The 22,446-nt window shown below is 70.6% G+C and carries 20 protein-coding genes; 15 read left to right on the forward strand and 5 right to left on the reverse strand.

Going from position 1 to position 22,446, the window contains the following annotated elements; translation table 11 throughout:
* Positions 1-33: 33 nt before the first annotated feature.
* Positions 34-1,611 (reverse strand): alpha/beta hydrolase, encoded by a 1,578-nt coding sequence (locus G6N28_RS22245; RefSeq protein WP_407664993.1) that lies wholly within the window; start codon positions 1,609-1,611, stop codon positions 34-36.
* A gap of 178 nt (positions 1,612-1,789) precedes the next feature.
* On the opposite strand from G6N28_RS22245, the gene pafA reads away from it, so the two are divergent.
* Genes pafA through G6N28_RS22280 form a run of 7 tightly spaced genes read left to right on the forward strand, consistent with a single transcriptional unit; the run spans position 1,790 to position 10,045 of the window.
* On the forward strand, positions 1,790-3,148 hold the full coding sequence (gene pafA, locus G6N28_RS22250) for a Pup--protein ligase (RefSeq protein ID WP_179962136.1): 1,359 nt from the start codon (positions 1,790-1,792) through the stop codon (positions 3,146-3,148).
* Positions 3,149-3,179: 31 nt separating this feature from the next.
* Positions 3,180-4,184: a helix-turn-helix transcriptional regulator gene (locus tag G6N28_RS22255; RefSeq protein ID WP_163904079.1), complete on the forward strand. Its 1,005-nt coding sequence runs from the start codon at positions 3,180-3,182 to the stop codon at positions 4,182-4,184.
* Complete coding sequence (locus G6N28_RS22260) at positions 4,181-5,158, forward strand: helix-turn-helix transcriptional regulator (RefSeq protein WP_163904081.1); 978 nt, start codon at positions 4,181-4,183, stop codon at positions 5,156-5,158. Before G6N28_RS22255 ends, G6N28_RS22260 begins: the two co-directional genes overlap by 4 nt.
* A gap of 29 nt (positions 5,159-5,187) precedes the next feature.
* Positions 5,188-5,442, forward strand: coding sequence for a Sec-independent protein translocase subunit TatA (gene tatA, locus G6N28_RS22265; RefSeq protein ID WP_163906540.1), 255 nt, complete (start codon positions 5,188-5,190; stop codon positions 5,440-5,442).
* 51 nt (positions 5,443-5,493) lie between these two features.
* Positions 5,494-6,456 (forward strand): twin-arginine translocase subunit TatC, encoded by a 963-nt coding sequence (tatC, locus tag G6N28_RS22270; RefSeq protein WP_163904083.1) that lies wholly within the window; start codon positions 5,494-5,496, stop codon positions 6,454-6,456.
* Positions 6,440-9,190, forward strand: a complete 2,751-nt coding sequence (locus G6N28_RS22275) for a DEAD/DEAH box helicase (protein WP_163904085.1) — start codon at positions 6,440-6,442, stop codon at positions 9,188-9,190. The genes tatC and G6N28_RS22275 overlap by 17 nt, the downstream gene beginning before the upstream one ends.
* A gap of 57 nt (positions 9,191-9,247) precedes the next feature.
* On the forward strand, positions 9,248-10,045 hold the full coding sequence (locus G6N28_RS22280) for a DUF4333 domain-containing protein (RefSeq protein WP_163904087.1): 798 nt from the start codon (positions 9,248-9,250) through the stop codon (positions 10,043-10,045).
* A 6-nt stretch (positions 10,046-10,051) separates the two neighbouring features.
* Here the strand turns inward: G6N28_RS22280 and G6N28_RS22285 are convergent, their stop codons facing one another.
* Positions 10,052-11,011, reverse strand: a complete 960-nt coding sequence (locus G6N28_RS22285; protein ID WP_163904089.1) for a 5'-3' exonuclease — start codon at positions 11,009-11,011, stop codon at positions 10,052-10,054.
* Positions 11,012-11,048: 37 nt separating this feature from the next.
* On the opposite strand from G6N28_RS22285, the gene G6N28_RS22290 reads away from it, so the two are divergent.
* The gene (locus tag G6N28_RS22290; RefSeq protein WP_163904090.1) at positions 11,049-12,194 is read left to right on the forward strand and encodes a M24 family metallopeptidase; all 1,146 of its coding nucleotides are present in this window, start codon (positions 11,049-11,051) and stop codon (positions 12,192-12,194) included.
* Between the two features lie 85 nt (positions 12,195-12,279).
* Here the strand turns inward: G6N28_RS22290 and G6N28_RS22295 are convergent, their stop codons facing one another.
* Complete coding sequence (locus tag G6N28_RS22295; RefSeq protein ID WP_163904092.1) at positions 12,280-12,705, reverse strand: F420-dependent biliverdin reductase; 426 nt, start codon at positions 12,703-12,705, stop codon at positions 12,280-12,282.
* A 34-nt stretch (positions 12,706-12,739) separates the two neighbouring features.
* Between G6N28_RS22295 and G6N28_RS22300 the strand changes: the two genes are divergently transcribed.
* The 4 genes from G6N28_RS22300 to G6N28_RS22315 are packed head-to-tail and all read left to right on the forward strand — an operon-like array spanning position 12,740 to position 16,156.
* Positions 12,740-13,498, forward strand: a complete 759-nt coding sequence (locus G6N28_RS22300) for a decaprenylphospho-beta-D-erythro-pentofuranosid-2-ulose 2-reductase (RefSeq protein WP_163904095.1) — start codon at positions 12,740-12,742, stop codon at positions 13,496-13,498.
* Positions 13,495-14,673 (forward strand): precorrin-6y C5,15-methyltransferase (decarboxylating) subunit CbiE, encoded by a 1,179-nt coding sequence (gene cbiE, locus G6N28_RS22305; RefSeq protein ID WP_163906542.1) that lies wholly within the window; start codon positions 13,495-13,497, stop codon positions 14,671-14,673. The genes G6N28_RS22300 and cbiE overlap by 4 nt, the downstream gene beginning before the upstream one ends.
* Positions 14,670-15,425, forward strand: a complete 756-nt coding sequence (gene cobM, locus G6N28_RS22310; protein ID WP_163904098.1) for a precorrin-4 C(11)-methyltransferase — start codon at positions 14,670-14,672, stop codon at positions 15,423-15,425. Before cbiE ends, cobM begins: the two co-directional genes overlap by 4 nt.
* Positions 15,425-16,156, forward strand: a complete 732-nt coding sequence (locus G6N28_RS22315) for a cobalt-precorrin-6A reductase (RefSeq protein ID WP_163904101.1) — start codon at positions 15,425-15,427, stop codon at positions 16,154-16,156. The genes cobM and G6N28_RS22315 overlap by 1 nt, the downstream gene beginning before the upstream one ends.
* Here the strand turns inward: G6N28_RS22315 and G6N28_RS22320 are convergent.
* Entirely contained in the window at positions 16,146-17,204 is a 1,059-nt protein-coding gene (locus tag G6N28_RS22320) for a phosphotransferase family protein (RefSeq protein WP_163904103.1), read from the reverse strand. The two genes, G6N28_RS22315 and G6N28_RS22320, sit on opposite strands and share 11 nt — an antisense overlap.
* A gap of 36 nt (positions 17,205-17,240) precedes the next feature.
* A complete protein-coding gene (locus G6N28_RS22325; RefSeq protein WP_163904105.1) occupies positions 17,241-17,999 on the reverse strand; it encodes a DUF2249 domain-containing protein in 759 nt (252 codons plus the stop codon).
* Positions 18,000-18,057: 58 nt separating this feature from the next.
* On the opposite strand from G6N28_RS22325, the gene G6N28_RS22330 reads away from it, so the two are divergent.
* Genes G6N28_RS22330 through G6N28_RS22340 form a run of 3 tightly spaced genes read left to right on the forward strand, consistent with a single transcriptional unit; the run spans position 18,058 to position 22,413 of the window.
* Positions 18,058-18,756, forward strand: coding sequence for a helix-turn-helix transcriptional regulator (locus tag G6N28_RS22330; protein WP_407664994.1), 699 nt, complete (start codon positions 18,058-18,060; stop codon positions 18,754-18,756).
* Complete coding sequence (locus tag G6N28_RS22335; protein ID WP_179962137.1) at positions 18,749-19,837, forward strand: DUF8744 domain-containing protein; 1,089 nt, start codon at positions 18,749-18,751, stop codon at positions 19,835-19,837. Before G6N28_RS22330 ends, G6N28_RS22335 begins: the two co-directional genes overlap by 8 nt.
* Complete coding sequence (locus G6N28_RS22340; protein WP_163904107.1) at positions 19,834-22,413, forward strand: multicopper oxidase domain-containing protein; 2,580 nt, start codon at positions 19,834-19,836, stop codon at positions 22,411-22,413. The genes G6N28_RS22335 and G6N28_RS22340 overlap by 4 nt, the downstream gene beginning before the upstream one ends.
* Positions 22,414-22,446 lie beyond the last annotated feature (33 nt).

The following is a 22,446-nucleotide window of genomic DNA, read 5'->3' on the forward strand; positions in this document are numbered from 1 at the left end:
CACGCGCAAAAAGGGTTTTTCTCGGCATTTTCGTCATCCCGCAAGCTGGATCGCCGCTCGGTCTCCGGTGATCACCGCGAGGATGTTGCGCCACGAGTCCGACGGGCTGTTGAGCACGTCGGAATGTGAACGGGGCCCGGCCATCAGCCGCCCGTCGTCGTAATGACCTGTGGCCAAAGGGATCACGCCGGGCATCTCGTCGGGGTCGGCGCCGTGTGGGCCGCCGGGGATGCCCTGCACGGCCTGGATGAAGTCGCCGGGCGCGGTCATCGAGAACCGCAGCACGTGAGGATTGCGGTTGTGCCAGTCGGCCGGGTCGTCCACACCCACACCCGACCCCGCGGCGGCCACGTACAGCGTGCGGTCGCCGGTCAGGCCGAGCGCCTCGGCGGTGCCCAGGATCGAGCCGCCGTAGGAGTGGCCGATGTACGTCACCGGCGCCGCGGTCGAGTCGACGGTGCGGTCGACGTCCTCGCTGAACGCGACCAACCGTGGCGCCATCTCCAGCGCGTATCGCGGGTCAGCGGCCGAGAGCAGCGCGCTCGCCGGGTCGTCGCCGCGGGGAAACGGGCCGCCGAGGTAGCTGATCGCGGCGACCTCGCCGCGGGTTGCCGACACGAACCGGCGGGCGGTTTGGTTGACCGCCGGGGAGCCGGTGATCGTGGTGTTCAGCCCGGGGACCAGCACCGCCACGCTGCCGGCCGTCGAGACGTCGCCGTGCAGTTCCACCAGCGAGGCGCGAGCGGGGTCGAAGGCGAGGATCTGCCGGTCGACCCGGCGCCCGCCGCCGGCGGGATCGTCGACCTCCGACAGCAGTGCGCGGTATACGGCCAGCCGGGCCGGATCCTCCTCGTCGAGGATCGCCTGCGCGATGTTGGTGCGGTTGGCCTCGATGCGCATCGGCCATGGCACCCCGTCGGTGTTGCCGACCTGGCGGGGAAACTCGGTGACGAGCCGGCGGCGCTGCTCGGGTGTCATCGCCGCGATCTGCTCGGCGATGCGGTCCTGGCTCAGCCCCGACCATCCGGCCACCACATCGCCGGCCTGGACCGGCCACGCCCCGGCCGGCGTCGTCGACGGCGGCGCAGGGGCCACCGGTGTGGCAAGGGCTTCGGCGATGTCGTGGCCGGCGTCGGCATCGGCGGCGCCCAGCCGGTCGAGCGCGTCGACGATCTGTGCGCTGAGCGCGTCGGCGCGCAACGCCAGCATGTCGCGGGCGACGCCGCCGTCGCCGCCGGACAGCGCCACCAGCAGCGGCGACGGATCAGTACCGACCGCCACCGAGCCGTCGTCGCCCACGGCGAACCCCTCCGATCGCGCGTCGGCCACCCGCGTCAGCACCTCGTCACGGGCCGCAGCGATCTGCTTGGCGCCGTCGGAGGCCGCCACGGCCGCCATCACCAGGGCACGCGCCGAGGCGTCGGACTCGCGGCCGAGCAGAACCGCCTCGCGCCGTGCGGCCTCGGCCGCCGATCCGGTCCAGAAATCCTCGGTTTCGACGACACCGCGTACGGTGCCGTCGACGCGTTCGTGGACGTCGGCGGCCGCGGCGCACAACTGGTCGGCGGCCGCACGCAGGTCATCGGGCCGCCATTGCTCTACCTGCGACACGCGCGGCCGCGTCACGGCACCCGCCGAGCCTTACGGTGTCCCCCCATGGTTCACGATGCTGGCAGATCCGCAGGCAACCCCGCTCCGGCTATCCACAGGCTCCCGAATCCGCGCCGCGACGGCGGCTTTCCGCGCGGCAGCCCGCCTTTGCCCGCCGGCAACCAGTAGTCTCGATGACGTGCAGCGACGAATTATGGGCATCGAGACGGAATTCGGTGTCACCTGCACGTTCCACGGCCATCGTCGACTCAGTCCCGATGAAGTTGCCCGCTACCTGTTCCGGCGCGTGGTGTCGTGGGGCCGCAGTTCCAACGTTTTCCTCCGCAACGGTGCGCGGCTGTACCTCGATGTGGGCAGCCACCCCGAATACGCCACCGCCGAGTGCGACAGCCTCACCCAACTCGTCACCCATGACCGGGCGGGCGAGCGGGTGCTCGAAGACCTGCTGATCGACGCCGAACAGCGGCTCGCCGACGAGGGCATCGGCGGTGACATCTACCTGTTCAAGAACAACACCGACTCGGCGGGCAACTCCTACGGCTGCCACGAGAACTATCTGATCGTGCGCGCGGGGGAGTTCTCCCGGATCTCCGATGTGCTGCTGCCCTTCCTGGTCACCCGCCAGCTGATCTGCGGCGCGGGCAAGGTGCTGCAGACCCCCAAGGCCGCGACGTTCTGCCTGAGCCAACGCGCCGAACACATCTGGGAGGGCGTCTCCAGCGCCACCACCCGATCACGCCCCATTATCAATACCCGCGACGAACCGCACGCCGACGCCGAGAAGTACCGCCGGCTGCACGTGATCGTCGGCGACTCCAACATGTGCGAGGCCACCACCATGCTCAAGGTGGGCACCGCATCGCTGGTGCTGGAGATGATCGAGGCGGGCATCGCGTTCCGCGACTTCTCGCTGGACAACCCGATCCGCGCCATCCGCGAGGTCAGCCACGACCTGACCGGCCGCCGCCCGGTGCGGCTCGCCGGGGGCAGGCAGGCCAGCGCGCTGGACATCCAGCGCGAGTACTACGCGCGGGCGGTGGAGTACATGCAGAACCGCGAGCCCGACACCCAGATCCAGCAGGTCGTCGACCTGTGGGGGCGCCAGCTCGACGCGGTCGAAAGCCAGGACTTCGCCAAGGTGGACACCGAGATCGACTGGGTGATCAAGCGCAAGCTGTTCCAGCGCTACCAGGACCGCTACAACATGGAGCTCTCCGACCCGAAGATCAGCCAGCTCGACCTGGCCTACCACGACATCAAGCGTGGCCGCGGGGTGTTCGACCTGCTGCAGCGCAAGGGGCTGGCGACCCGGATCACCACCGACGAGGAGATCGAGGCCGCGGTCAACACCCCGCCGCAGACCACCCGCGCCAAGCTGCGCGGCGAGTTCATCGCCGCGGCCCAGGAGGCCGGGCGCGACTTCACCGTCGACTGGGTGCACCTCAAGCTCAACGATCAGGCCCAGCGCACGGTGCTGTGCAAGGACCCGTTCCGCTCGGTCGACGAACGGGTCAAGCGCCTGATCGCCAGCATGTGACGGGGCCGGGCGTCCCAGTAAGCTGAGCCCAGTGGCGATCTCCAAAGTCGAACGGTTGATGAACCTCGTCATCGCGCTGCTGTCCACCAACACCTTCATCACCGCTGAGCGCATCCGCGAGACCGTCTACGGCTACCCCGAAAACGCCAGCGACGAGGCGTTCTCCCGGATGTTCGAGCGCGACAAGAACGAGCTGCGAGACCTCGGCGTCCCGCTGGAGACCGGCCGGGTGTCGCAGTCCGACCCGACCGAGGGGTACCGCATCAACCGCGACGCCTACGCGTTACCCGCCGTCGAGCTGACCGCCGACGAGGCCGCGGCCGTCGCCGTGGCCACCCAGCTGTGGGAATCACCCGAGCTCATCACCGCCACCCAGGGCGCGCTGCTCAAACTGCGCGCCGCGGGCGTGGACATCGACGCGGTCGACGCCGCGGTGGCGATCACCTCCACGGGGGCGCTGCCGGGTCTGCGCGGCTCCGAGGACGTCCTCGGAATCTTGTGGTCCGCCATCAACTCCGGCCAAGCGGTGCAGTTCCCGCACCGGCCGTCGCGCAGCGAGCCCTACACCACCCGCACCGTCGAGCCGTGGGGTGTGCTCACCACCAAGGGCCGCTGGTATCTGGTCGGCCACGACCGCGACCGCAACGCGCCGCGCACCTTCCGGCTGTCCCGGATCGGCGCCGAGGTCATCCCGATCGGGCCGCCCGGGGCGGTGAAGCCGCCAGAGGGCGTGAACCTGCGCGAGATCGTCGACCGCGCCGTCGGGGAGTGGCCGAGCAGCGGGCAGGCGCGGGTGTGGGTGGCCGAGGGCCGGGCCACCGCGCTGCGCCGGCGGGCGACGGTCATCGGCCCGCGCGAACTCGACGGCCGTGCCGGCGAGGAGATCAGCGTCGACATCGGCATGCTCGACCGGCTCGCCCGCGAAGTCGCCAGCTACGGACCCGACGCGGTGGTGCTCGAGCCCGAGGCCTTGCGCGACGACGTGCTGACCCGGCTGCGCGCGCAGGCCCAACCCGCACCGGAGGTGCGGGCATGAGCGCCGTCTCGACGCGCCTGGTGCGGCTGCTCAACATGGTCCCGTACTTCCAGGCCAACCCGAAGGTCACCTACGCAGAGGCGGCGGCCGACCTGGGTGTCAGCGTCAAACAACTGCGCGACGACATCAACCAGCTGTGGATGTGCGGGCTGCCCGGCTACGGGCCCGGTGACCTCATCGACTTCGAATTCTCCGGCGACACAATCGAAGTCACGTTCTCGGCAGGTATGGACCATCCGCTGCGGCTGACGTCGCCGGAGGCGACGGGCGTGCTGGTGGCGCTGCGGGCGCTGGCCGACGTGCCCGGCATCCTCGACCCGGAGGCCGCGCGCAGCGCGATCGCCAAGATCGAATCGGCCGCCGGCGCGCTGGGGCAGGACACCGGCGCGGCGGTGGCCGCGGTCGACGAGCGCGCGCCGATCGAAAGTGAGGCCGCCGCCGCGGTTCGCCAGGCGGTGCGCGACGGTCGTGCCGTGACCATCGAGTACTACTCGGCGTCGCACGACATGCTGACCAGCCGCACCGTCGACCCGATCCGGGTCGTGCTGGTCGGCGACCACAGCTATCTGGAGGCGTGGTGCCGCTCCGCCGAAGGGGTGCGGCTGTTCCGGTTCGACCGCATCGTCGACGCGCACGTGCTCGACGAGCCGTCGTCGCCGCCACCGCCGGCCGTGCAGGCCGAACCCGACACGTCGCTGTTTGACGCCGATCCGTCGCTTCCGTCGGCGACGCTGCTCATCGACCCCTCGGCGGCCTGGATGTTTGACTACTACCCGCTGCGAGAGATCCGCGAGTTGCCCGACGGCGCCGTCGAGGCCGCGATGACCTACGCCTCCGAGGGCTGGATGGCGCGGTTCGTGCTCGGCTTCGGGCCCGCCGTGCGGGTGCTCGAACCTCAGACGCTGGCGCGTCAGGTCCAGGAAACCGCCGCCGCGGCGCTGCGCGCGTACGACGTCGGCGCGGGAGAACGGTAGACTGACCGAGACGTCTGGAGGTGACCAAATTGGGCGGTCTACAACCCTGGCACTGGGTAATCGTCATCGCTGTGTTCGTGCTGCTCTTCGGTGCCAAGAAGCTCCCGGACGCGGCGCGCTCGCTCGGTAAGTCGATGCGGATCTTCAAATCGGAGATCAAGGAGATGCAGTCGGACTCCAAGCAGGACGACACCTCGGCACCGCAGGCCACGCCGATCGCCTCGGAACGCGCCGACAACCCCACACCGGCCCCCGAGCAGCCCTCGGACAAACGTCCAGCCTGACCGACGCCCACGACGCCGACCGCGGCATGACGCCGCGTCGATAGGCCTGCCGTGCAGCCCCCAGCCATACTCAAGAAACTCGATCCTCGTCAGCGCCGTTCCCGGGTCAACCCGGACGGCACCATGTCGCTGGTCGAGCATCTGCAGGAGCTGCGCAACCGGCTGCTGATCGCCGTCGCCGCGATCGTGCTCACCACGATCGTCGGGTTCCTCTGGTACAGCCACGGGGTCTTCGGCCTGCCCAGCCTCGGCGAATGGTTGCGCGGCCCCTATTGCGACCTGCCCGCGTCGTCGCGTGCCGACATCACCGCCGACGACGCCTGCCGCCTGCTCGCGACGTCGCCGTTCGACCAGTTCATGCTGCGCCTGAAGGTGGCTCTGGCCGCCGGCATCGTGCTGGCCTGCCCGGTGTGGCTGCATCAGCTGTGGGCGTTCATCACCCCGGGCCTGTACCGCAAGGAACGCCGGTTCGCCATCGCGTTCGTCACCGTCGGCGCCGTGCTGTTCATCGCGGGCGCGGTGCTCGCCTACGTGGTGCTGTCCACGGCGCTGGGTTTCCTGCTGACGGTCGGCAGCGACGTGCAGGTGACCGCGTTGTCGGGTGACCAGTACTTCGGCTTTTTGATCAACCTGCTGCTGGTGTTCGGGTTCAGCTTCGAGTTCCCGCTGCTGATCATCATGCTCAACATGGTCGGCGTCCTGACCTACCAACGGCTGGCGGCGTGGCGGCGCGGACTGATCTTCGCGCTGTTCGTGTTCGCCGCGATCTTCACACCGGGCTCCGACCCGTTCTCGATGCTGGCGCTGGCGTTGGCGTTGACGGCGCTGCTGGAGATCTCGATCCAGATCGCCCGGCTGCACGACAAACGCAAGGCCCGTCGCGCGGCGCTGGAGGAGGTACCCGACGATGAGGCGGCGCCGATCGGCAGCCCCGAATCGATAGCCGAACCGATCGAAGCGCCGACCGCGGTGCCGACGTCGACGCGGCCCGTGGTCGATGACGATGCAACCTAGCGGGCAACTCGCCGAGTTCACCAAGCAGCTGCCGTTTGCGCTCGACGACTTTCAGCGAACCGCCTGCCAGGCCTTGGAGAACGGACACGGTGTGCTGGTCTGCGCACCGACTGGGGCGGGCAAGACCGTGGTGGGGGAGTTCGCGGTGCACCTCGCGCTGGAATCGGGCGGAAAGTGCTTCTACACCACGCCGATCAAGGCGTTGAGCAACCAGAAGCACAACGACCTGGTGCGCCGGTACGGCCCGGAGAAGATCGGGCTGCTCACCGGCGACCAGTCGATCAACGGTGACGCCGACATCGTGGTGATGACCACCGAAGTGCTGCGCAACATGCTCTACGCGAACTCTCCTACGCTGCACGGGCTTTCCTACGTCGTGATGGACGAGGTGCATTTCCTGGCCGACCGGATGCGCGGGGCGGTGTGGGAAGAGGTGATCCTGCACCTGCCCGACGAAGTGCTGCTGGTCAGCCTGTCGGCCACGGTGAGCAACGCCGAGGAGTTCGGCGGCTGGATGCAGGAGGTGCGCGGGGACACCGCCGTCGTGGTCGACGAACACCGTCCGGTCCCGCTGTGGCAGCACGTGCTGGTGGGCAAGCTGCTGTTCGACCTGTTCGACCCCCGCGCCACCAAGGCGGGGGAATCCAAGCGCGAACTGCTTGTCAACCCGGACCTGTTGCGCCACATCGCCCATCGGCGCGAAGCCGATCGGCTGGCCGACTGGCAGCCCCGCGGCCGGCGCCATCGCGGCAGGCCCAGCATGTACCGCCCACCGACGCGACCCGACGTGATCAGCGCGCTGGACCGCGAAGGGCTGCTGCCCGCCATCACGTTCATCTTCTCGCGGGCCGGATGCGACGCCGCGGTCAAGCAGTGCCTGCGCTCGCCGTTGCGGCTCACCACCGACGAGGAGCGGGCCGCGATCGCCGAGGTGGTCGAGCGACGCTGCGGCGACCTGCCCGAAGCGGACCTGATCGTCCTGGGCTATCACGAATGGCGGGAGGGGCTGCTGCGCGGGCTGGCCGCCCACCACGCGGGGATGCTGCCGGTGTTCCGGCACACCGTGGAGGAACTGTTCTCCGCAGGCCTGGTGAAAGCCGTATTCGCCACGGAGACACTGGCGTTGGGGATCAACATGCCCGCGCGCACGGTGGTGCTGGAGCGGTTGGTGAAGTTCGACGGCGAGCAGCACGTGCCGTTGACGCCGGGGGAGTACACCCAGTTGACGGGTCGTGCGGGGCGCCGCGGCATCGACGTGGAGGGGCACGCGGTGGTGCTGTGGCATCCGGATGTGGAGCCCGCCGAGGTCGCCGGGCTGGCCTCGACCCGCACCTTCCCGCTGCGCAGTTCGTTCGCGCCGTCCTACAACATGACGATCAACCTGGTGCAGCAGATGAACCCGGCGCAGGCGCACAAGCTGCTGGAGAGTTCGTTCGCTCAGTACCAGGCCGACCGCTCGGTGGTCGGCCTGCGGCGCGGTATCGAGCGGGGTGAACGGATGCTCGACGAGATCGCCGCCGAACTCGACGGCGGCCACGACGCGCCCATCCTGGACTATGTGCGGCTGCGCCAGGAGATCTCGGCGCGGGAGAAGGCGCAGTCGCGGGCGTCGCGGCTGCAGCGCCGCCGCGCCACCAACGACGCGCTGTACGCGCTGCGTCGCGGAGACATCATCGACATCAGCCATGGCCGGCGTGGCGGCCTGGCGGTGGTGCTCGAACCGGCGCGCGACGAGGACGATCCCCGCCCCCTGGTGCTCACCGAACACCGGTGGGCCGGCCGGATCTCGTCGGCCGACTACACCGGCGCCTCCGAGCCGCTGGGGAAGATGTCGCTACCCAAACGCGTCGAGCACCGCAACCCGCGGGCGCGACGCGACTTGGCGTCGGCGCTGCGGACGGCGGCGGCCGGCCTCGAGGTGCCGTCGGCGCGCGGCAGGCGCAGCGGGCCACCGAAGGAACGCGACGTCGACCCCGAACTGGCGTCGCTGCGCGAGCAACTGCGCCGCCATCCCGCCCACCGGCTGCCCGACCGGGAGGAGAAGGCCCGGCTGGCCGAGCGCTACCTGCGCATCGAGCGCGACAACGAACAGATCAGGCAGAAGGTGGCCGCGGCGACCAATTCGCTGGCACGCACGTTCGACCGGATCGTGGTGCTGCTCACCGAACGTGGCTACATCGACGGCCCGAAGGAGGACCCGAAGGTCACCGACGACGGCCGGCTGCTGGCCCGGATCTACAGCGAAAGCGACCTGCTGGTGGCCGAATCGCTGCGCACCGGCATCTGGGAGGGGCTGGAGCCCGCTGAGCTGGCGGCGATGCTTTCGGCGGTGCTCTACGAATCGCGCGGTGACACGCCCGGTTCCCCCGAGGCGGTCGAGGTGCCCACCGGCCGGTTGCGCCGCGCGCTGAACCAGACCAGGTGGTTGTGGTCGGAGCTGCGCGCCGACGAGCAGCGCCACCGCATCGCGCAAAGCCGTGAGCCCGACAACGGCTTCGTGCCCGCGATCTACCGCTGGGCCACCACCGGCGACCTGACCAGCGCGCTGGCCGCCAGCGACGCCACCGGCTCGGGGTCGCCGCTGTCAGCAGGCGATTTCGTGCGCTGGTGCCGTCAGGTGCTCGACCTGCTGGACCAAGTGCGCAACGCCGCGCCCAGCCCCGCGCTGCGCGCAGCGGCGAAACGCGCCATCAGCGACATTCGACGCGGCGTCGTGGCAGTTGATGCGCGGTAGTGTGTGCGCAGACAGACGGGAACCAAACCGCGGCGCGGCCGCGGGTGAAGGAGTGAGATGAGCGGACCGCAGGGATCTGATCCGACGCAGCCGTGGCCCGGCCAGCAGCCGGAACAGCCGACGGACCAGCCATCGAGCGATCCGTCGGGCGATCAGGCCAATCAGCAGTGGCAGCAGCCACCCGCCGGTGAGCAGACCGGCGCGGCGTGGCAGCCGCCCGCCTACGACCCTCAGCAGGCGCAGCAGTACCCGCAATATCAGCAGCCGGCCTATCAGCAGCCGCCGCAGCAGTACCCGTCGACCGAGCAGTACGGGCAGCAGCCGACCGAGTACAACCCGCAGGCCTATCCGCAACCCGGGCAGCCCACGCAGTACGGGCAGCCGGGCCAGCCCGGCCAATACGGCCAGCCCTACGGCCAGCAGCCGCCGTACGGCCAGCCGGGCCAGTACGGTCAGCAGCCCGGCCAGTTCGGCCAGTACCCGACCTACGGCCAGCCAGGCGGCGACGAGGGTTCGAAGCGTTCGATGGCGGTTATCGGCGGCGTCATCGGCCTGCTGGCCGCGGTCATCGTCGCGGTGGTGCTGGTGCTCGGGTTCTGGAAGCCCGGCTTCTTCGTGACCACCAAGCTCGACATCGACGCCGCCCAGCGCGGGGTGCAACAGATCCTCACCGACGAGGCCAACGGCTACGGCGCCAAGAACGTCAAGGACGTCAAGTGCAACGACGGACAGAGCCCCACCGTCGAGAAGGGCGCCAGCTTCAACTGCGAGGTCAGCATCGACGGCACGAAACGTCAGGTCACCGTGACGTTCCAGGACGACGACGGCACCTACGAGGTCGGTCGCCCCAAGTAGCGTCCGTCAGCGCGCAGGCAGGCCGTCGAGCGCGGCCTGCAACCTGCCGATCGACGACGTGACCCCGTAGGCCTGCGCGAGTTCGGCGACCTTGCGTGGCTCCTTGGCGGCCAGCGGCAGCGTGTCGTCTGGCGTCGAGAAGTCGACGTCGCAGTCGGTGGCCACCCGCACCACCGGGCCCGCCGCCTCGATGTAGTCGGTGGCCGCCAGCAGCTTGGTCCGAAACGCCTTGGACATCTTCGACTTCGGGTCGTGGGCGGCGGCCAGGATGTTCTCCAGCGATCCGTGCTGTGCCAACAGCGTGGCCGCTGTCTTCTCGCCGATCCCCGGCACCCCGGGCAGCCCGTCGGACGGATCGCCGCGCAGCAACGCCAGTTCGGCGTAGGCAGGTCCGGCGCGGTGCTCGGGCACGCCGTAGGTCTCGGCGACCTCCTGAGGCCCGAACAACGTCGCCTTGGACAGCCCGCGCCCGATGTAGAGCACCCGCACCGGGACGGGGTCGTCGGTCACCAACTGCAGCAGGTCACGGTCCCCGCTGACCACCACGACCGGGCTGTGCCGCTCACGAAACGCCAGGGTGCCCAGCACGTCGTCGGCCTCGTGTTCCGCCGCGCCGGCGGCCGGGATGCCGAACGCGTCCAATATCTCCAGGATCATGTCGACCTGCGGGGTCAGGTCGTCGGGCACCACTTCGATGTCGGGCACCCCCTCGGGTTGCGGCTCCTCCACCCGATGCGCCTTGTACGACGGGATCAGATCCACCCGCCACTGCGGGCGCCAGTCGTCGTCGCGGCACACCACCAGCCGCTCGGGGCGTTTACGGGTGATCACGGTGGCGACGGCGTCCAGGAAGCCGCGCACCGCGTTCACGGGTCGCCCGTCGGGCGCCGTGATCGATGACGGCACGCCGAAGTACGACCGAAACCACATGCTGGCGCCGTCGAGCAGGACGAGGGGAGCGGGCATGCCTGTCATCCTGCCAGGGGGCACTAGCCTGAAAGCCATGACCGCCAGTCGTTTCAGCGCCGACGTCTATGCCCGGCGGCTGCAGTCCGCGGCCACGGCGGCCGGTGACGCCGGCCTTGCGGGCCTGGTCATCACCCCGGGGTATGACCTGCGCTACCTGGTCGGCTCGCGCGCGCAGACGTTCGAACGGCTGACCGCGCTCGTGTTACCCGCCGACGGCGAGCCGACCATCGTGGTCCCGCGGCTGGAGCTGGCCGCGCTCAAGGAGTCGGCGGTGCCCGAACTCGGTCTGTCGGTGCGTGACTGGGTCGACGGCGACGACCCGTACGAGCTGGTGGCCGACGCGATGGGCGAGGCGTTGGGCGGGGGCACGCTCAAGTGCGCCGTCACCGATTCGATGCCGGCGCTGCACCTGCTGCCGCTGGCCGACGTGCTCGGCGCGGTGCCGGTTTTGGCGACCGACGTGCTGCGACGCCTGCGGATGATCAAGGACCCCGCGGAGATCGACGTGCTGCGCAAGGCGGGTGCGGCGATCGACCGGGTGCACGCTCGGGTGCCCGATTTCCTGGTGCCCGGCCGCACCGAGGCCGACGTCGCCGCGGATATCGCCGAAGCGATTGTCGCCGAAGGGCATTCGGAGGTGGCGTTCATCATCGTCGGGTCAGGGCCGCACGGTGCCGATCCGCATCACGAATGTTCGGACCGCGAACTGCGCGTCGGTGACATCGTCGTCGTCGACATCGGCGGCCCGTACGAGCCGGGCTACAACTCCGACTGCACCCGCACCTACAGCATCGGTGAGCCCGACCCCGAAATCGCGCGGCGCTACGCGGTGCTGCAGCGCGCGCAGCGCGCCGCCGTCGACGCGGTGCGTCCGGGGGTGACCGCCGAGCAGGTGGACGCCGCCGCCCGCGAGGTGCTGGCCGCCGAGGGTTTGGCTGAGGCGTTCGTGCACCGCACCGGCCACGGCATCGGGCTTTCGGTGCACGAGGAGCCCTACATCGTCGCGGGCAACGACTTGTCGCTCGAGCCGGGGATGGCGTTCTCGGTCGAACCGGGCATCTACTTCCCCGGGCAATGGGGCGCGCGGATCGAGGACATCGTCATCGTGACCGATGACGGCGCCGAACCGGTCAACAACCGCCCCCACGAGCTGATGGTGGTGCCGGTCCCCGCCTCGTAGCGCGGCCGACTGTCGCGATTGTGCGTCTGCATACGCCCTGCCCGGCGTGTTGCGGATGAAACCGCACACTCGCGGCGTGAGGCGGCTAGCTCTCGGTGCGGGCCAGCAGGTCCGACGAGCCCAGCACCCGCTCCACGCGCACCTCGATCACCACGCGTTTGGGGTTGACCCGCGGGGTGCGGTAGCGCTGCGCGTACCGCAGCTCGGCGTCGCGGACGGCGTCGGCGTCGGTGTTGACCGTGGCCTTGCCCTCCAGCGACAGCCACCGCGCGCCGTCGACCTGGCTGAGCACCGCGACGCCCTGCTTCTCGGCGTTGACCGCCTTCTGCGAGCCGCCGCTGGTGATGACGCGCGCGATGTGGGTCGTCGGGTCGAACGTGAAACCGACGGCCACGACGTGCGGGGAGTTGTCCCCGCGCAGTGTCGTCAGCATCGCCAGATGCCGTTCGGACAGAAACGCCAACGCGTCGCTGTTGAGCCGGGTGGTTGCCCGGCGATTGGACTGGGCCATCAGCCCCAACTTAGCGCAGGCGATAATCGCAGCCATGAAGGACACGGCCGACACCCGTGCGGCGCTGGTCGTGGTTTTCGGCGGCCGCAGTGAGATCGGGCTCGAGCTGGCGACCCGGCTGGCACCCGGGGCGAGGGTGCTGCTGGCGGCCCGCCGCGCCGACGAACTCGACGAGCAGGTCGCCGCGGTGCGGGCCGCCGGCGCCACCGCCGTCGCCGTCCGCGAGTTCGACGCCGACGACCTGGCGTCACACGGCCCGCTGGTGGAGTCGATCGTCGCCGAGCACGGCCCGATCGGCACCGCGGTGCTGGCGTTCGGCATCCTCGGCGACCAGGCGCTCGCCGAGAAGGACCCGGCCCACGCGGTGGCGATCGGGCACACCGACTACATCGCGCAGATCAGCCTGCTGACGGTGCTCGCCGCCACCATGCGCTCGGCCGGGTCCGGGGCCATCGTCGTGTTCTCGTCGGTCGCCGGGGTGCGGGTGCGACGGGCCAACTACGTGTACGGCTCGGCCAAAGCGGGGCTGGACGGGTTCTGCAGCGGCCTGGCCGACGCGCTGCACGGCTCGGGTGTGCGCCTGCTGACCGTGCGGCCCGGGTTCGTGGTCGGCCGGATGACCGAGGGCATGGAACCCGCGCCGTTCGCCAGCACCCCGGCCCAGGTCGCGGCGGCCACGGCACGCGCGCTGGCCAAGGGCCGCCGCACGGTGTGGGTGCCCGCGATCCTGCGGCCGGTGTTCGCCGTGATGCGGTTGCTGCCGCAGTTCGTGTGGCGGAGGTTGCCGCGGTGATCGTCGTCGTCGGCATCGGCGCGGACGGCATGGCCGGCCTGACGCCCGCGGCACGAGCCGAATTAGCCAGGGCCACAGTCGTTTACGGGTCGCCGCGCCAGCTGGGCCTGCTCGACCACACGGTGACCGCGGAGCGGCGCGAGTGGCCGTCGCCGATGATGCCCGCCCTGCGCACGCTGCTCGACGACGTCGACGGCGACGTGCACGTTGTGGCCAGCGGCGACCCGCTGCTGCACGGGGTCGGCAGCACGCTGATCCGGCTGCACGGGGCGGATCGCGTCACCGTGCTGCCGCACGTGTCGTCGGTGACGCTGGCGTGCGCGCGGCTGGGGTGGCCGGTGCAGGACACCGAGGTGATCAGCCTCGTCACGAGCGAACCCCACACCGCGGTGCGGCGCGGAGGCGCGGCGGTGGTGTTGTCGCGCGACGGCGGATGCCCCGCGGCCCTGGCGCGATTGCTCACCGACACCGGACGCGGCGACTCGGAGATGACTGTGCTCGAACAACTCGGCGGGCCGGCCGAGCGGCTCCGCTCGGCGACCGCACGGCAATGGGCCGCGCACCCGCCGCAGGACGTGGACGACCTCAATGTGATTGCGGTGCACTATCTTCCCGACGCGCGGCAGTTCGGCGTGCTGCCCGACGACGCCTACGCAAACGACGGACAGATCACCAAACAACCGATGCGCGCGATCACGCTGGCGGCGCTGGCGCCGAGGCCGGGGGAGTTGCTCTGGGATGTCGGCGCCGGATCGGGCAGCATCGCGATCGAGTGGTGTCGCAGCGGAGCCGGTTGCCGGGCAGTGGCCTTCGAACGCGACGAACGGCGGCGCAAGCGCATCACCGAGAACGCCGCCGCGTTCGGGGTCGACGTCGACGTGCACTTCGACGCGCCGGACGCGTTCGCCTTCGTACCCGCCCCGGCGGCGATCTTCATCGGCGGCGGGCTCACCCAGGGTGGCCTGCTGGACGCCTGCTACGAGCGGCTGCCGGTCGGCGGCCGGCTGGTGGCCAACGCGGTGACCGCGGAATCGGAGGCGCTCCTGGTGCCGTGGTACTGCCGGCTCGGCGGCGAGCTGCGGCGCTACCAGACCTACCGCGGTGAGCCGCTGGGCGGATACACGGGGTGGCGGCCCGCCTTTCCTGTCACGCAGTGGTCGGTGACCAAGCGATGACCGTCTACTTCATCGGCGCGGGCCCCGGCGCTGCGGATCTGATCACGGTGCGGGGCCAACGGCTGCTGAGCCGTTGCCCGGTCTGCCTGTACGCCGGCTCGATCATGCCCGAAGACCTGCTGGCGCTGTGTCCTTCGGACGCCCGGATCGTCGACACCGGGCCGCTGACGCTGGAGGAGATCGTCACCGAACTCGCCGACGCCGACGCCGCGGGTAAAGACGTGGCGCGGCTGCACTCGGGTGACCCGTCGATCTACAGTGCGCTGGCCGAGCAGTGCCGCCGCCTTGACGCGTTGGGCATCGGCTACGAGATCGTGCCCGGGGTGCCCGCGTTCGCCGCGGCGGCCGCCGCGCTGGGCCGTGAGCTGACGGTTCCCGGTGTCGCCCAAACCGTCACGTTGACCCGGGTGGCGACGCTGTCGACCGCGATGCCGCCGGGCGAGGACCTGCGGACGCTGTCGACGTCGGGTGCGACGCTGGTGCTGCACCTGGCCGCGGCGCAGGTCGACACGATCGTGCCGGAGCTGCTGGCCGGCGGATATCGGCCCGAAACACCCTGCGCGGTAGTGGCGTTCGCCTCCTGGCCGCAACAGCAGGTGGTCCGGTGCACGCTCGGTGAGTTGGCCGAGCGCACGCACGAGACAGGGATCAGCCGCACCGCGGTCATCGTGGTCGGCGACGTGCTCGGCGCCGAAGGGTTCGCCGATAGCTATCTGTACTCGTCGGGTCGGGTGCGCAGGGGGCGGCACTGATGCGAATTCTGTTGCTGGGCGGGACGTCGGAGGCTCGCGCGCTGGCGGCGAAGCTGCATCCCGACGTCGAGGTGATCAGCTCGTTGGCCGGCCGGGTACCCGATCCCGCGCTGCCGGTCGGGCAGGTGCGGATCGGCGGGTTCGGCGGGGTCGAGGGGCTGCGGCGCTGGCTGCGTGACAACACCGTCGACGCCGTCGTCGACGCCACCCATCCGTACGCAGCGACCATGACCGCACACGCCGCCCAGGTGTGCGCCGAACTCGGGGTGCCGCATCTGCTGCTGGCCCGCCCCGCCTGGGATCCCGGTGACGCGATCCTGGTGAATTCGGACACGCAGGCCGCTAAAGCTGTTGCTGACCAAGGCTTTTCGCGAGTTTTCCTGACGACCGGGCGATCCGGTATCGGGGCGTTCGCTCAGCTTGACGCGTGGTTTCTGATCCGTGCCGTCACCCTGCCCGAGGCGGCGGAGCTTCCGCGCAGGCACGAGGTGCTGCTGTCGCGCGGTCCGTACCGCTACGACGACGAGCTGCGGCTGCTGCGTGAGCACCGCATCGACGCGCTGGTGACCAAGAACAGCGGCGGGCAGATGACCCGGCCGAAGCTGGATGCCGCTGCGGCCCTCGGTGTCGTGGTGGTGATGGTCGATCGTCCGCCGCTGCCCGCGGGGGTGAGCACGGTGGACTCCGTCGACGACGCGGCCGCGTGGGTCGGGTCGACGGTCAGGCCGTGATCAGCGCGAGCGTGTCGAGCTCGCGAATGGCCTGACAGCCTCGGCTCAGCATGGTCAGGATCATCTCGTCGCCCCGTTCGGTCGACGAGGCGAACGCATATCCCAGCGCGGTGAGCACGGGGGCCTGTACCGCGCCCAACCGGTAGTCGCGCCAACAGGTGTCGAGGCCGTAGTGCGTGACGCCGTGACCGGTCAGCGCCTCGTGGTAGCGGCGCACCAGGTCTTCTTCGATGGTCGACCGGACCTCGGGGAGCAGGCTGGTCGCGGTGAAGTACGCGAGGTCGCGCGCGGGCAACCCGATCCCGACGGTCTGCCAGTCCACCACGCTGATGCGTTTGTGGTCGGGGTCGAACAGCATGTTGTCCAGTCGGTAGTCCCCATGCATGACCGCGAACCGGTCCGGTTCCGCCATCAGCCACGGGGTCACCAACGCCATTGCGGAGGTGAGGGTTTCGCGGTCTCCGGCGCTCATCGCGTGGCCGAGTTTGTCGATCGTGATCTCGGCGGCCATCCGGCACACCTCACCCATCCCGGCGGCTGCGGCCTCGTCGCCCGGTTTGGGCATCGCGATCCCCGACAGCTGCATCCAGGAGCCGTCGCACCAGGTCGGGCCGTGCAGGCCGGCGAGCGCCTCGACCGCCAACCGGGCCTCCTGCTCGGAGCACCCGGCGATCTGGTCGCCCTGCACCGCGGGCGCCATGTCGGCGAGGATCAGAACGAAATCGGTTCCGTCCTCGGTGATGTCGCTGTGAAAGCAGACGGGGACCGGGATGGCCACTTTGTCGGCGACGTCGGTGTAGAACTCGACCTCCGAGCGGTAGCCGAGCGCGACGCGTTCGCGCACGGCGTCGTCCTGGGCCGGCAGCTTGATCGCGAACGTCTTGGGCAGCGCGGTCTGCTCGGTCGCGTAGGTCACCGTCACCCGGTAGGTGGCGCCGGTCTGGCCGGTGCCGATCGGGGCCACGTCGACGGCCGCCACGTCGACGCCGAGCGTCGTACCGAGCCAGTCGGGCGTTACATTTTCGGGTCCACGTGGAATGCCGGTCACGCGCCGAACATTAACACCTCGCGGCGTGTCAGCCGGTCAGAGCCGTGCCAGCCGCAGCCGCCAGGCCTCGGGCCCGCGTTCGAGGTACTCCACCGCGATCCGGCCCGAGGTGCGCTCGTGCAGCTGGTGCAGCAGCGGGATCGGGTCGTGGTGCGCGACCAGCACCATGCTGGAGCCGACCGGAACCGCGTCGAACGCGCCGAACACCGTGGCATGGCGGATCGAGTGCGGCACCTCGCGCACGTCGAGCACCGGCTCCTCGTCGTCGTGCTCGCAGCCGCACTTGTGCCCGCCCTCGGCGCCGTGGTGTCCGCCGAGCAGTTCGTGCATGCCATCGAGGGCCTCGGCCAGCGACACGTCGGGGTCGGCGGCCACGATGGGCAGGATCCGCTCGTTCTCGTCGACGAGGTGGGCCTCGAACAGCACCCGCAGCGCATCACCGGCCGCCGCGGCACGCACCGGGGACGTCTCGGTGCGGATGCGATCCACCAGGCCGGCGATGATGCGGTGTACGGCGATCATCGCCTCGATCAGCGGCCTGGCCCGCTCCGTGCGGGCGGCGGCCGGGTACAGGCGGTCCTCCTCGGCGGCGGCGTGGGGCAGCAGCTCGCCGGTGAGGAACTGGACTGCGGCCGCGCGCGCGGGCTCGAAGTCGGTGCCGCGCTCGGCGGCGGTCAGCATCGTCTCGGTGAGCGCCTGCAGATGTCCGGCCAGCTCAGCGTGATGGTTCTTGACCGTTTCGGCCGCCTCTGCATCGGCAGACGTGGACGCGACGATCACCTCATTGACGGTCATGGTGTGTTCCTTTCCGCGGTACTGGTCCGACACCCAGCAATTTACTACAATAATTTCCGTGGTAAATAGCGCGTCGCCTTTGGGTCCCGCCCCGGCTCCACCGGCCGCCGGCCAGGTGCCGCTGTCCGGGCAACGGTTGCGGGTGCTCGAGTACGTGCGCGCGCACGCGCCGGTGCGGACCAGCGACGCGGCCGCCACCCTCGGGTTGCACAGCAACACCGTTCGGGAACACCTCGACGCGCTCGTCGACCTCGGCCTCGTCGAGCGTGCCACCGAACCCGCCGTCGGACGCGGGCGGCCGGCCGCGTTGTATCGGCCCTCACCCGCCGACCCCACCCTGCTGGCCCGCGATTACGCGGGCCTCGCCACTGCGCTGGCCGGGCATCTCGCCCGCACCAGCGCCGATCCGGAGCGCGACGCCCGCGCGGCCGGCGTGGAGTGGGGACGCGAGCTGATCGAGGGGTCCGCCCGCTCCGACGGTGACCAGCGAAAGGCCGTGCTCGACGCGTTGACCAGGCTCGGCTTCGCGCCCGAGGACGAAGGTGCCGAGCGGGGGGTGGCCCTGCGCCGCTGTCCGCTGCTCGACGCCGCCCGCCGCTATCCGGCGGTCGTCTGCCAGGTCCACCTCGGCATCGTCGAGGGACTGTTGCAGAGCATCGACGCGCCCACCGGTCCCGGTCTCGATCTGATTCCGTTCGCCGAACCCGGTGCCTGCCGATTGTTCCTGCCGGATCCGGTGGTGAGACCCCGTGACTGAGAACCGAATCCCACCCCGGGCGCTGCTGCTGGTGCCCGGGGGTTTCGCGCTGCTCGCGGGCTTGGACGCCGCGCTGTTGCGCCTCGGGTTGCCCGCGCCGGTCGACACGACCCGGCTGGCCGACGTGCACGGCGTCGTGTTGGTGCTCGGCTTCGTCGGCACGCTGATCGCCGTGGAACGCGCCGTCGCGGCGGGCCGGCGATGGTGTTACGCCGCCCCGGCCCTGTTGGGTCTGGGCGCGATCCTGCTCGTCAGCCCGGCGCCGCGACACCTCGCCGATGTCGCGCTCTTGGCGGGGGCCGCCCTGCTGGTGGCGGTCTACGTGCCGCTGTGGCAACGCAGCTGGGACACGGCCGTGCTGGTGCAGGCCGCGGGGGCGGTGCTGGCGACGGGTGCGGCGCTGCTGTGGGCGGCCGGGCTGCCGGTGTCCGAGCTGCTGGGCTGGTTGGTCGGGTTCCTCATCCTGACCATCGCGGGCGAGCGCCTCGAGCTGGCGCGGGTGGCGATGGCGGGGACGTCCGCAGAACTGTTGCTCGGTGCGGCGACGGCGGCGATGGTGCTCGGGGCGCTGGCGCAACTACTCTGGCCGACAGTCGGTTTCACGTTGCTGGGCGCCGCTGTCCTGGGCATCACCTGCTGGCTCTTTCGGTTCGACGTCGCCAGGCGCACTGTCCACACGACCGGGCTCACCCGCTACACGGCGGTGTGCCTGCTGGCCGGCTACGCGTGGTTGACGGTGCCCGGGCTGGCATGGCTGCTGATCGGCCCGGTGCGCTCGGGTGCCGGCTACGACGCGGTCGTGCACGCGGTGATGCTCGGGTTCGTGCTGTCGATGATCATGGCGCACGCACCGGTCATCCTGCCCGCGGTGTTGCGCCGGCCGCTGCCCTACATCCCGTGGATGTACGGTCCCGTTGTCCTGCTGCACGTTTCGCTGCTGCTGCGGGTCGTCATCGGCGACGGGCGCGACGTGCCGTGGGCGCTACAGGCCGGCGGCGTGCTCAACATCGTGGCCGTGCTCGCCTTCGCCGCGGTCGCCGTCTACTCGGCGTCACGCCGCCGAATCGAGGTGCCCGCATGAACCGCAGTCGGTGGCATCTGCGCGTCGGAGCGATCGTATTCGCCTGGCTGACAGCACTTGTCGCGGTCGCACTGGTACACCGTTCGGTGCCGATCTCCGGCTGGCTGCTGGTCCACCTCCTGGGCCTGGGCGCGGCGGGCAACGCGATCCTGATCTGGAGTCGTCATTTCAGCGATGCCCTGCTGCGTCGGCCGCCCGACCCGTCGCGAGCCGGACAGGCCTGGCGCATCGCGGCGTTCAACGCCGGCGCGGTCGCGGTGGTGACCGGCATGCTCGTCGGCTTCTGGCCCGCGGTGCTGGCCGGTGGTGTCGCGGTGGCCGCCGTCGCGCTGGCCCACGCCGTCACGTTGATCCGGCAACTGCGCGCCGCGCTGCCGTCCCGCTTCGGTGACACCGTGCGCTATTACGTCGCCGCGGCGGCGCTGCTCGCGGTCGGTGCCGGGCTCGGTATCGCGATGGCCAACGCGGGCCTGCCGGGGGCCATCCACGAGCGGATCGTCATCGCCCATGCGGCGATCAACGTGTTCGGGTTCGTCGGGCTTTCGGTGCTCGGCACGCTGGTCACGCTGTGGCCGACGATGCTGCGCACCAGGATGGCCGACGGCGTCGAGGTGGCTGCCCGCCGCGGATTGCCCGCTCTGGTGGGCGGATTGGGTGTGGCGGCGTCGGGAGCGGTGCTCGGGTCGCCGGTGCTGACTGCGGCGGGCGCGCTCGGCTACCTCCTTGCGGCCGGTTATGTGCTGCGCCCCCACCTCGACGAGGTGCGCCGTAAACGGCCCAGCACGTTCGCGACGCTGTCGGTGCTCTGCGGTGTCGTCTGGCTGCTGGGTTCGCTGAGCTACGCCGTCGTCGCCTTCGCCACCGCACCGACCTGGGCTGCGGTGTTGGATCGGGCCGGCTTGCTGACCGCGCCCGTGCTGGCAGGGTTCCTGGTGCAGGTCCTGCTGGGCTCGCTGTCGTATCTGATCACGATCGTGGTCGGCGGGCGCGCCGCCGCGATCGCGGCGACCGCCGAGCTCGAACGCGGTGCGCCGTGGCGGCTGGCGGTGGCCAACTTCGCGCTGCTGCTGTGCGTGGTGCCGACGCCGAGCCTGGTGCGCGTCGCCGCGTCGGTGCTGGTGCTGGTGGCATACGCCGCGTTCCTGCCGCTGCTGGTGCGCGCGGTGTGGCAGGCGCGCAAGTACCGCGACACCCCGTCGACACCGGGACCGCCGCCCTCCGGCCCGCCGGTACGACATCGGCTCGGGGTCGCCGCCGCCGGGCTGGGCGTGGTGGTGCTGACGGCCGCCGCCGCGGTCGCCGTCGACCCGGCCGCCGTCGGAATCGCCGACGTCCCACAGTCATCGGTGGCCGCCACCGGACAGACCACCGAGGTCGAGGTGCACATCGAGGGAATGCGCTACGTGCCCGACGCCATCGAGGTGCCCGCGGGAAACCGGTTGGTGGTCACGCTGGTCAACACCGGGTCCGACCGCCACGATCTGGTGCTGGCCAACGGAACTCGCACCGGCCGCATCGCGCCCGGGGAGACGGCCGTGCTCGACGCCGGCGTGGTCGGGTCCGACCTGGACGGCTGGTGCTCGGTGGCGGGGCACCGCCAGATGGGCATGACCATGGCGGTGCGGGCGGTCGGCGCCGCGGCGCCCGCCACGCATCTCGGCCACCACGACCAGGTGGCCGCCGAATCGTTCACCGCCGACGACGTCGCCCGCAGCCTGGCCGCGCGGCCAGAGGACGGCTTCGCGCCGCACACCGCCGCGCTGGCGGCCGCGGCGCCCCACCACCGCATCACCCTGCCCGTCACCGAGACCGAGCACGAGGTGTCGCCGGGAATCACCCAGCGGCTGTGGACATTCGGCGGCTCGGCGCCGGGCCCGACGTTGCGGGGCAAGGTCGGCGACGTCTTCGAGATCACCCTCGTCAACGACGGCACCATCGGCCATTCGATCGACTTCCACGCCGGGGCGCTGGCCCCCGACGTGCCGATGCGCACCATCCAACCCGGCGAACGCCTGGTCTACCGGTTCACCGCGACCAAGGCGGGGGTGTGGCTGTATCACTGCTCGACGATGCCGATGTCGGTGCACATCGCCAACGGCATGTTCGGCGCGGTGGTCATCGACCCGCCGGACCTGGCGCCGGTCGACCGCGAATATCTGCTCGTGCAGTCCGAGTTCTACCTCGGCCCGCCCGGCGGCGAAGTCGACGCCGCCAAGGTCGCCGCCGACCGACCCGACCTCGTGGTCTTCAACGGCTACGCCAACCAGTACGACCACGCGCCACTGACCGCGGCCGTGGGGGAGCGGGTGCGGATCTGGGTGCTGGCCGCAGGGCCCAACCGCGGCACTTCCTTTCACGTCGTCGGCGGGCAGTTCGACACCGTATGGGCAGAAGGCGACTACCGGCTGCGGCCCGGTCCCGGCGGCGCGCAGACGCTCGGATTGTCAGCGGCCCAAGGCGGATTCGTCGAGCTGGGCTTCGACGAGCCCGGGCACTACCCGTTCGTGACCCACGCGATGGTCGACGCCGAACGCGGCGCGCACGGAATCATCACGGTGGCCCCTGCCGAGGGGTAGCGCGCCACCCGCCGAAACTGCGCACAGATCGCG

It is taken from the genome of Mycolicibacterium pulveris, from assembly GCF_010725725.1.
GTDB classification, from domain to species: Bacteria; Actinomycetota; Actinomycetes; order Mycobacteriales; family Mycobacteriaceae; genus Mycobacterium; species Mycobacterium pulveris.

Coding starts and splice junctions, on each gene's coding strand:
- G6N28_RS22260 (WP_163904081.1), top strand. CDS start 4,181: ATGAGCGCCGTCTCGACGCGCCTGGTGCGGCTGCTCAACATGGTCCCG.
- G6N28_RS22275 (WP_163904085.1), top strand. CDS start 6,440: ATGACGATGCAACCTAGCGGGCAACTCGCCGAGTTCACCAAGCAGCTG.
- G6N28_RS22280 (WP_163904087.1), top strand. CDS start 9,248: ATGAGCGGACCGCAGGGATCTGATCCGACGCAGCCGTGGCCCGGCCAG.
- G6N28_RS22285 (WP_163904089.1), bottom strand. CDS start 11,011: ATGCCCGCTCCCCTCGTCCTGCTCGACGGCGCCAGCATGTGGTTTCGG.
- G6N28_RS22290 (WP_163904090.1), top strand. CDS start 11,049: ATGACCGCCAGTCGTTTCAGCGCCGACGTCTATGCCCGGCGGCTGCAG.
- G6N28_RS22295 (WP_163904092.1), bottom strand. CDS start 12,705: ATGGCCCAGTCCAATCGCCGGGCAACCACCCGGCTCAACAGCGACGCG.
- G6N28_RS22300 (WP_163904095.1), top strand. CDS start 12,740: ATGAAGGACACGGCCGACACCCGTGCGGCGCTGGTCGTGGTTTTCGGC.
- cobM (WP_163904098.1), top strand. CDS start 14,670: ATGACCGTCTACTTCATCGGCGCGGGCCCCGGCGCTGCGGATCTGATC.
- G6N28_RS22315 (WP_163904101.1), top strand. CDS start 15,425: ATGCGAATTCTGTTGCTGGGCGGGACGTCGGAGGCTCGCGCGCTGGCG.
- G6N28_RS22325 (WP_163904105.1), bottom strand. CDS start 17,999: ATGACCGTCAATGAGGTGATCGTCGCGTCCACGTCTGCCGATGCAGAG.
- G6N28_RS22340 (WP_163904107.1), top strand. CDS start 19,834: ATGAACCGCAGTCGGTGGCATCTGCGCGTCGGAGCGATCGTATTCGCC.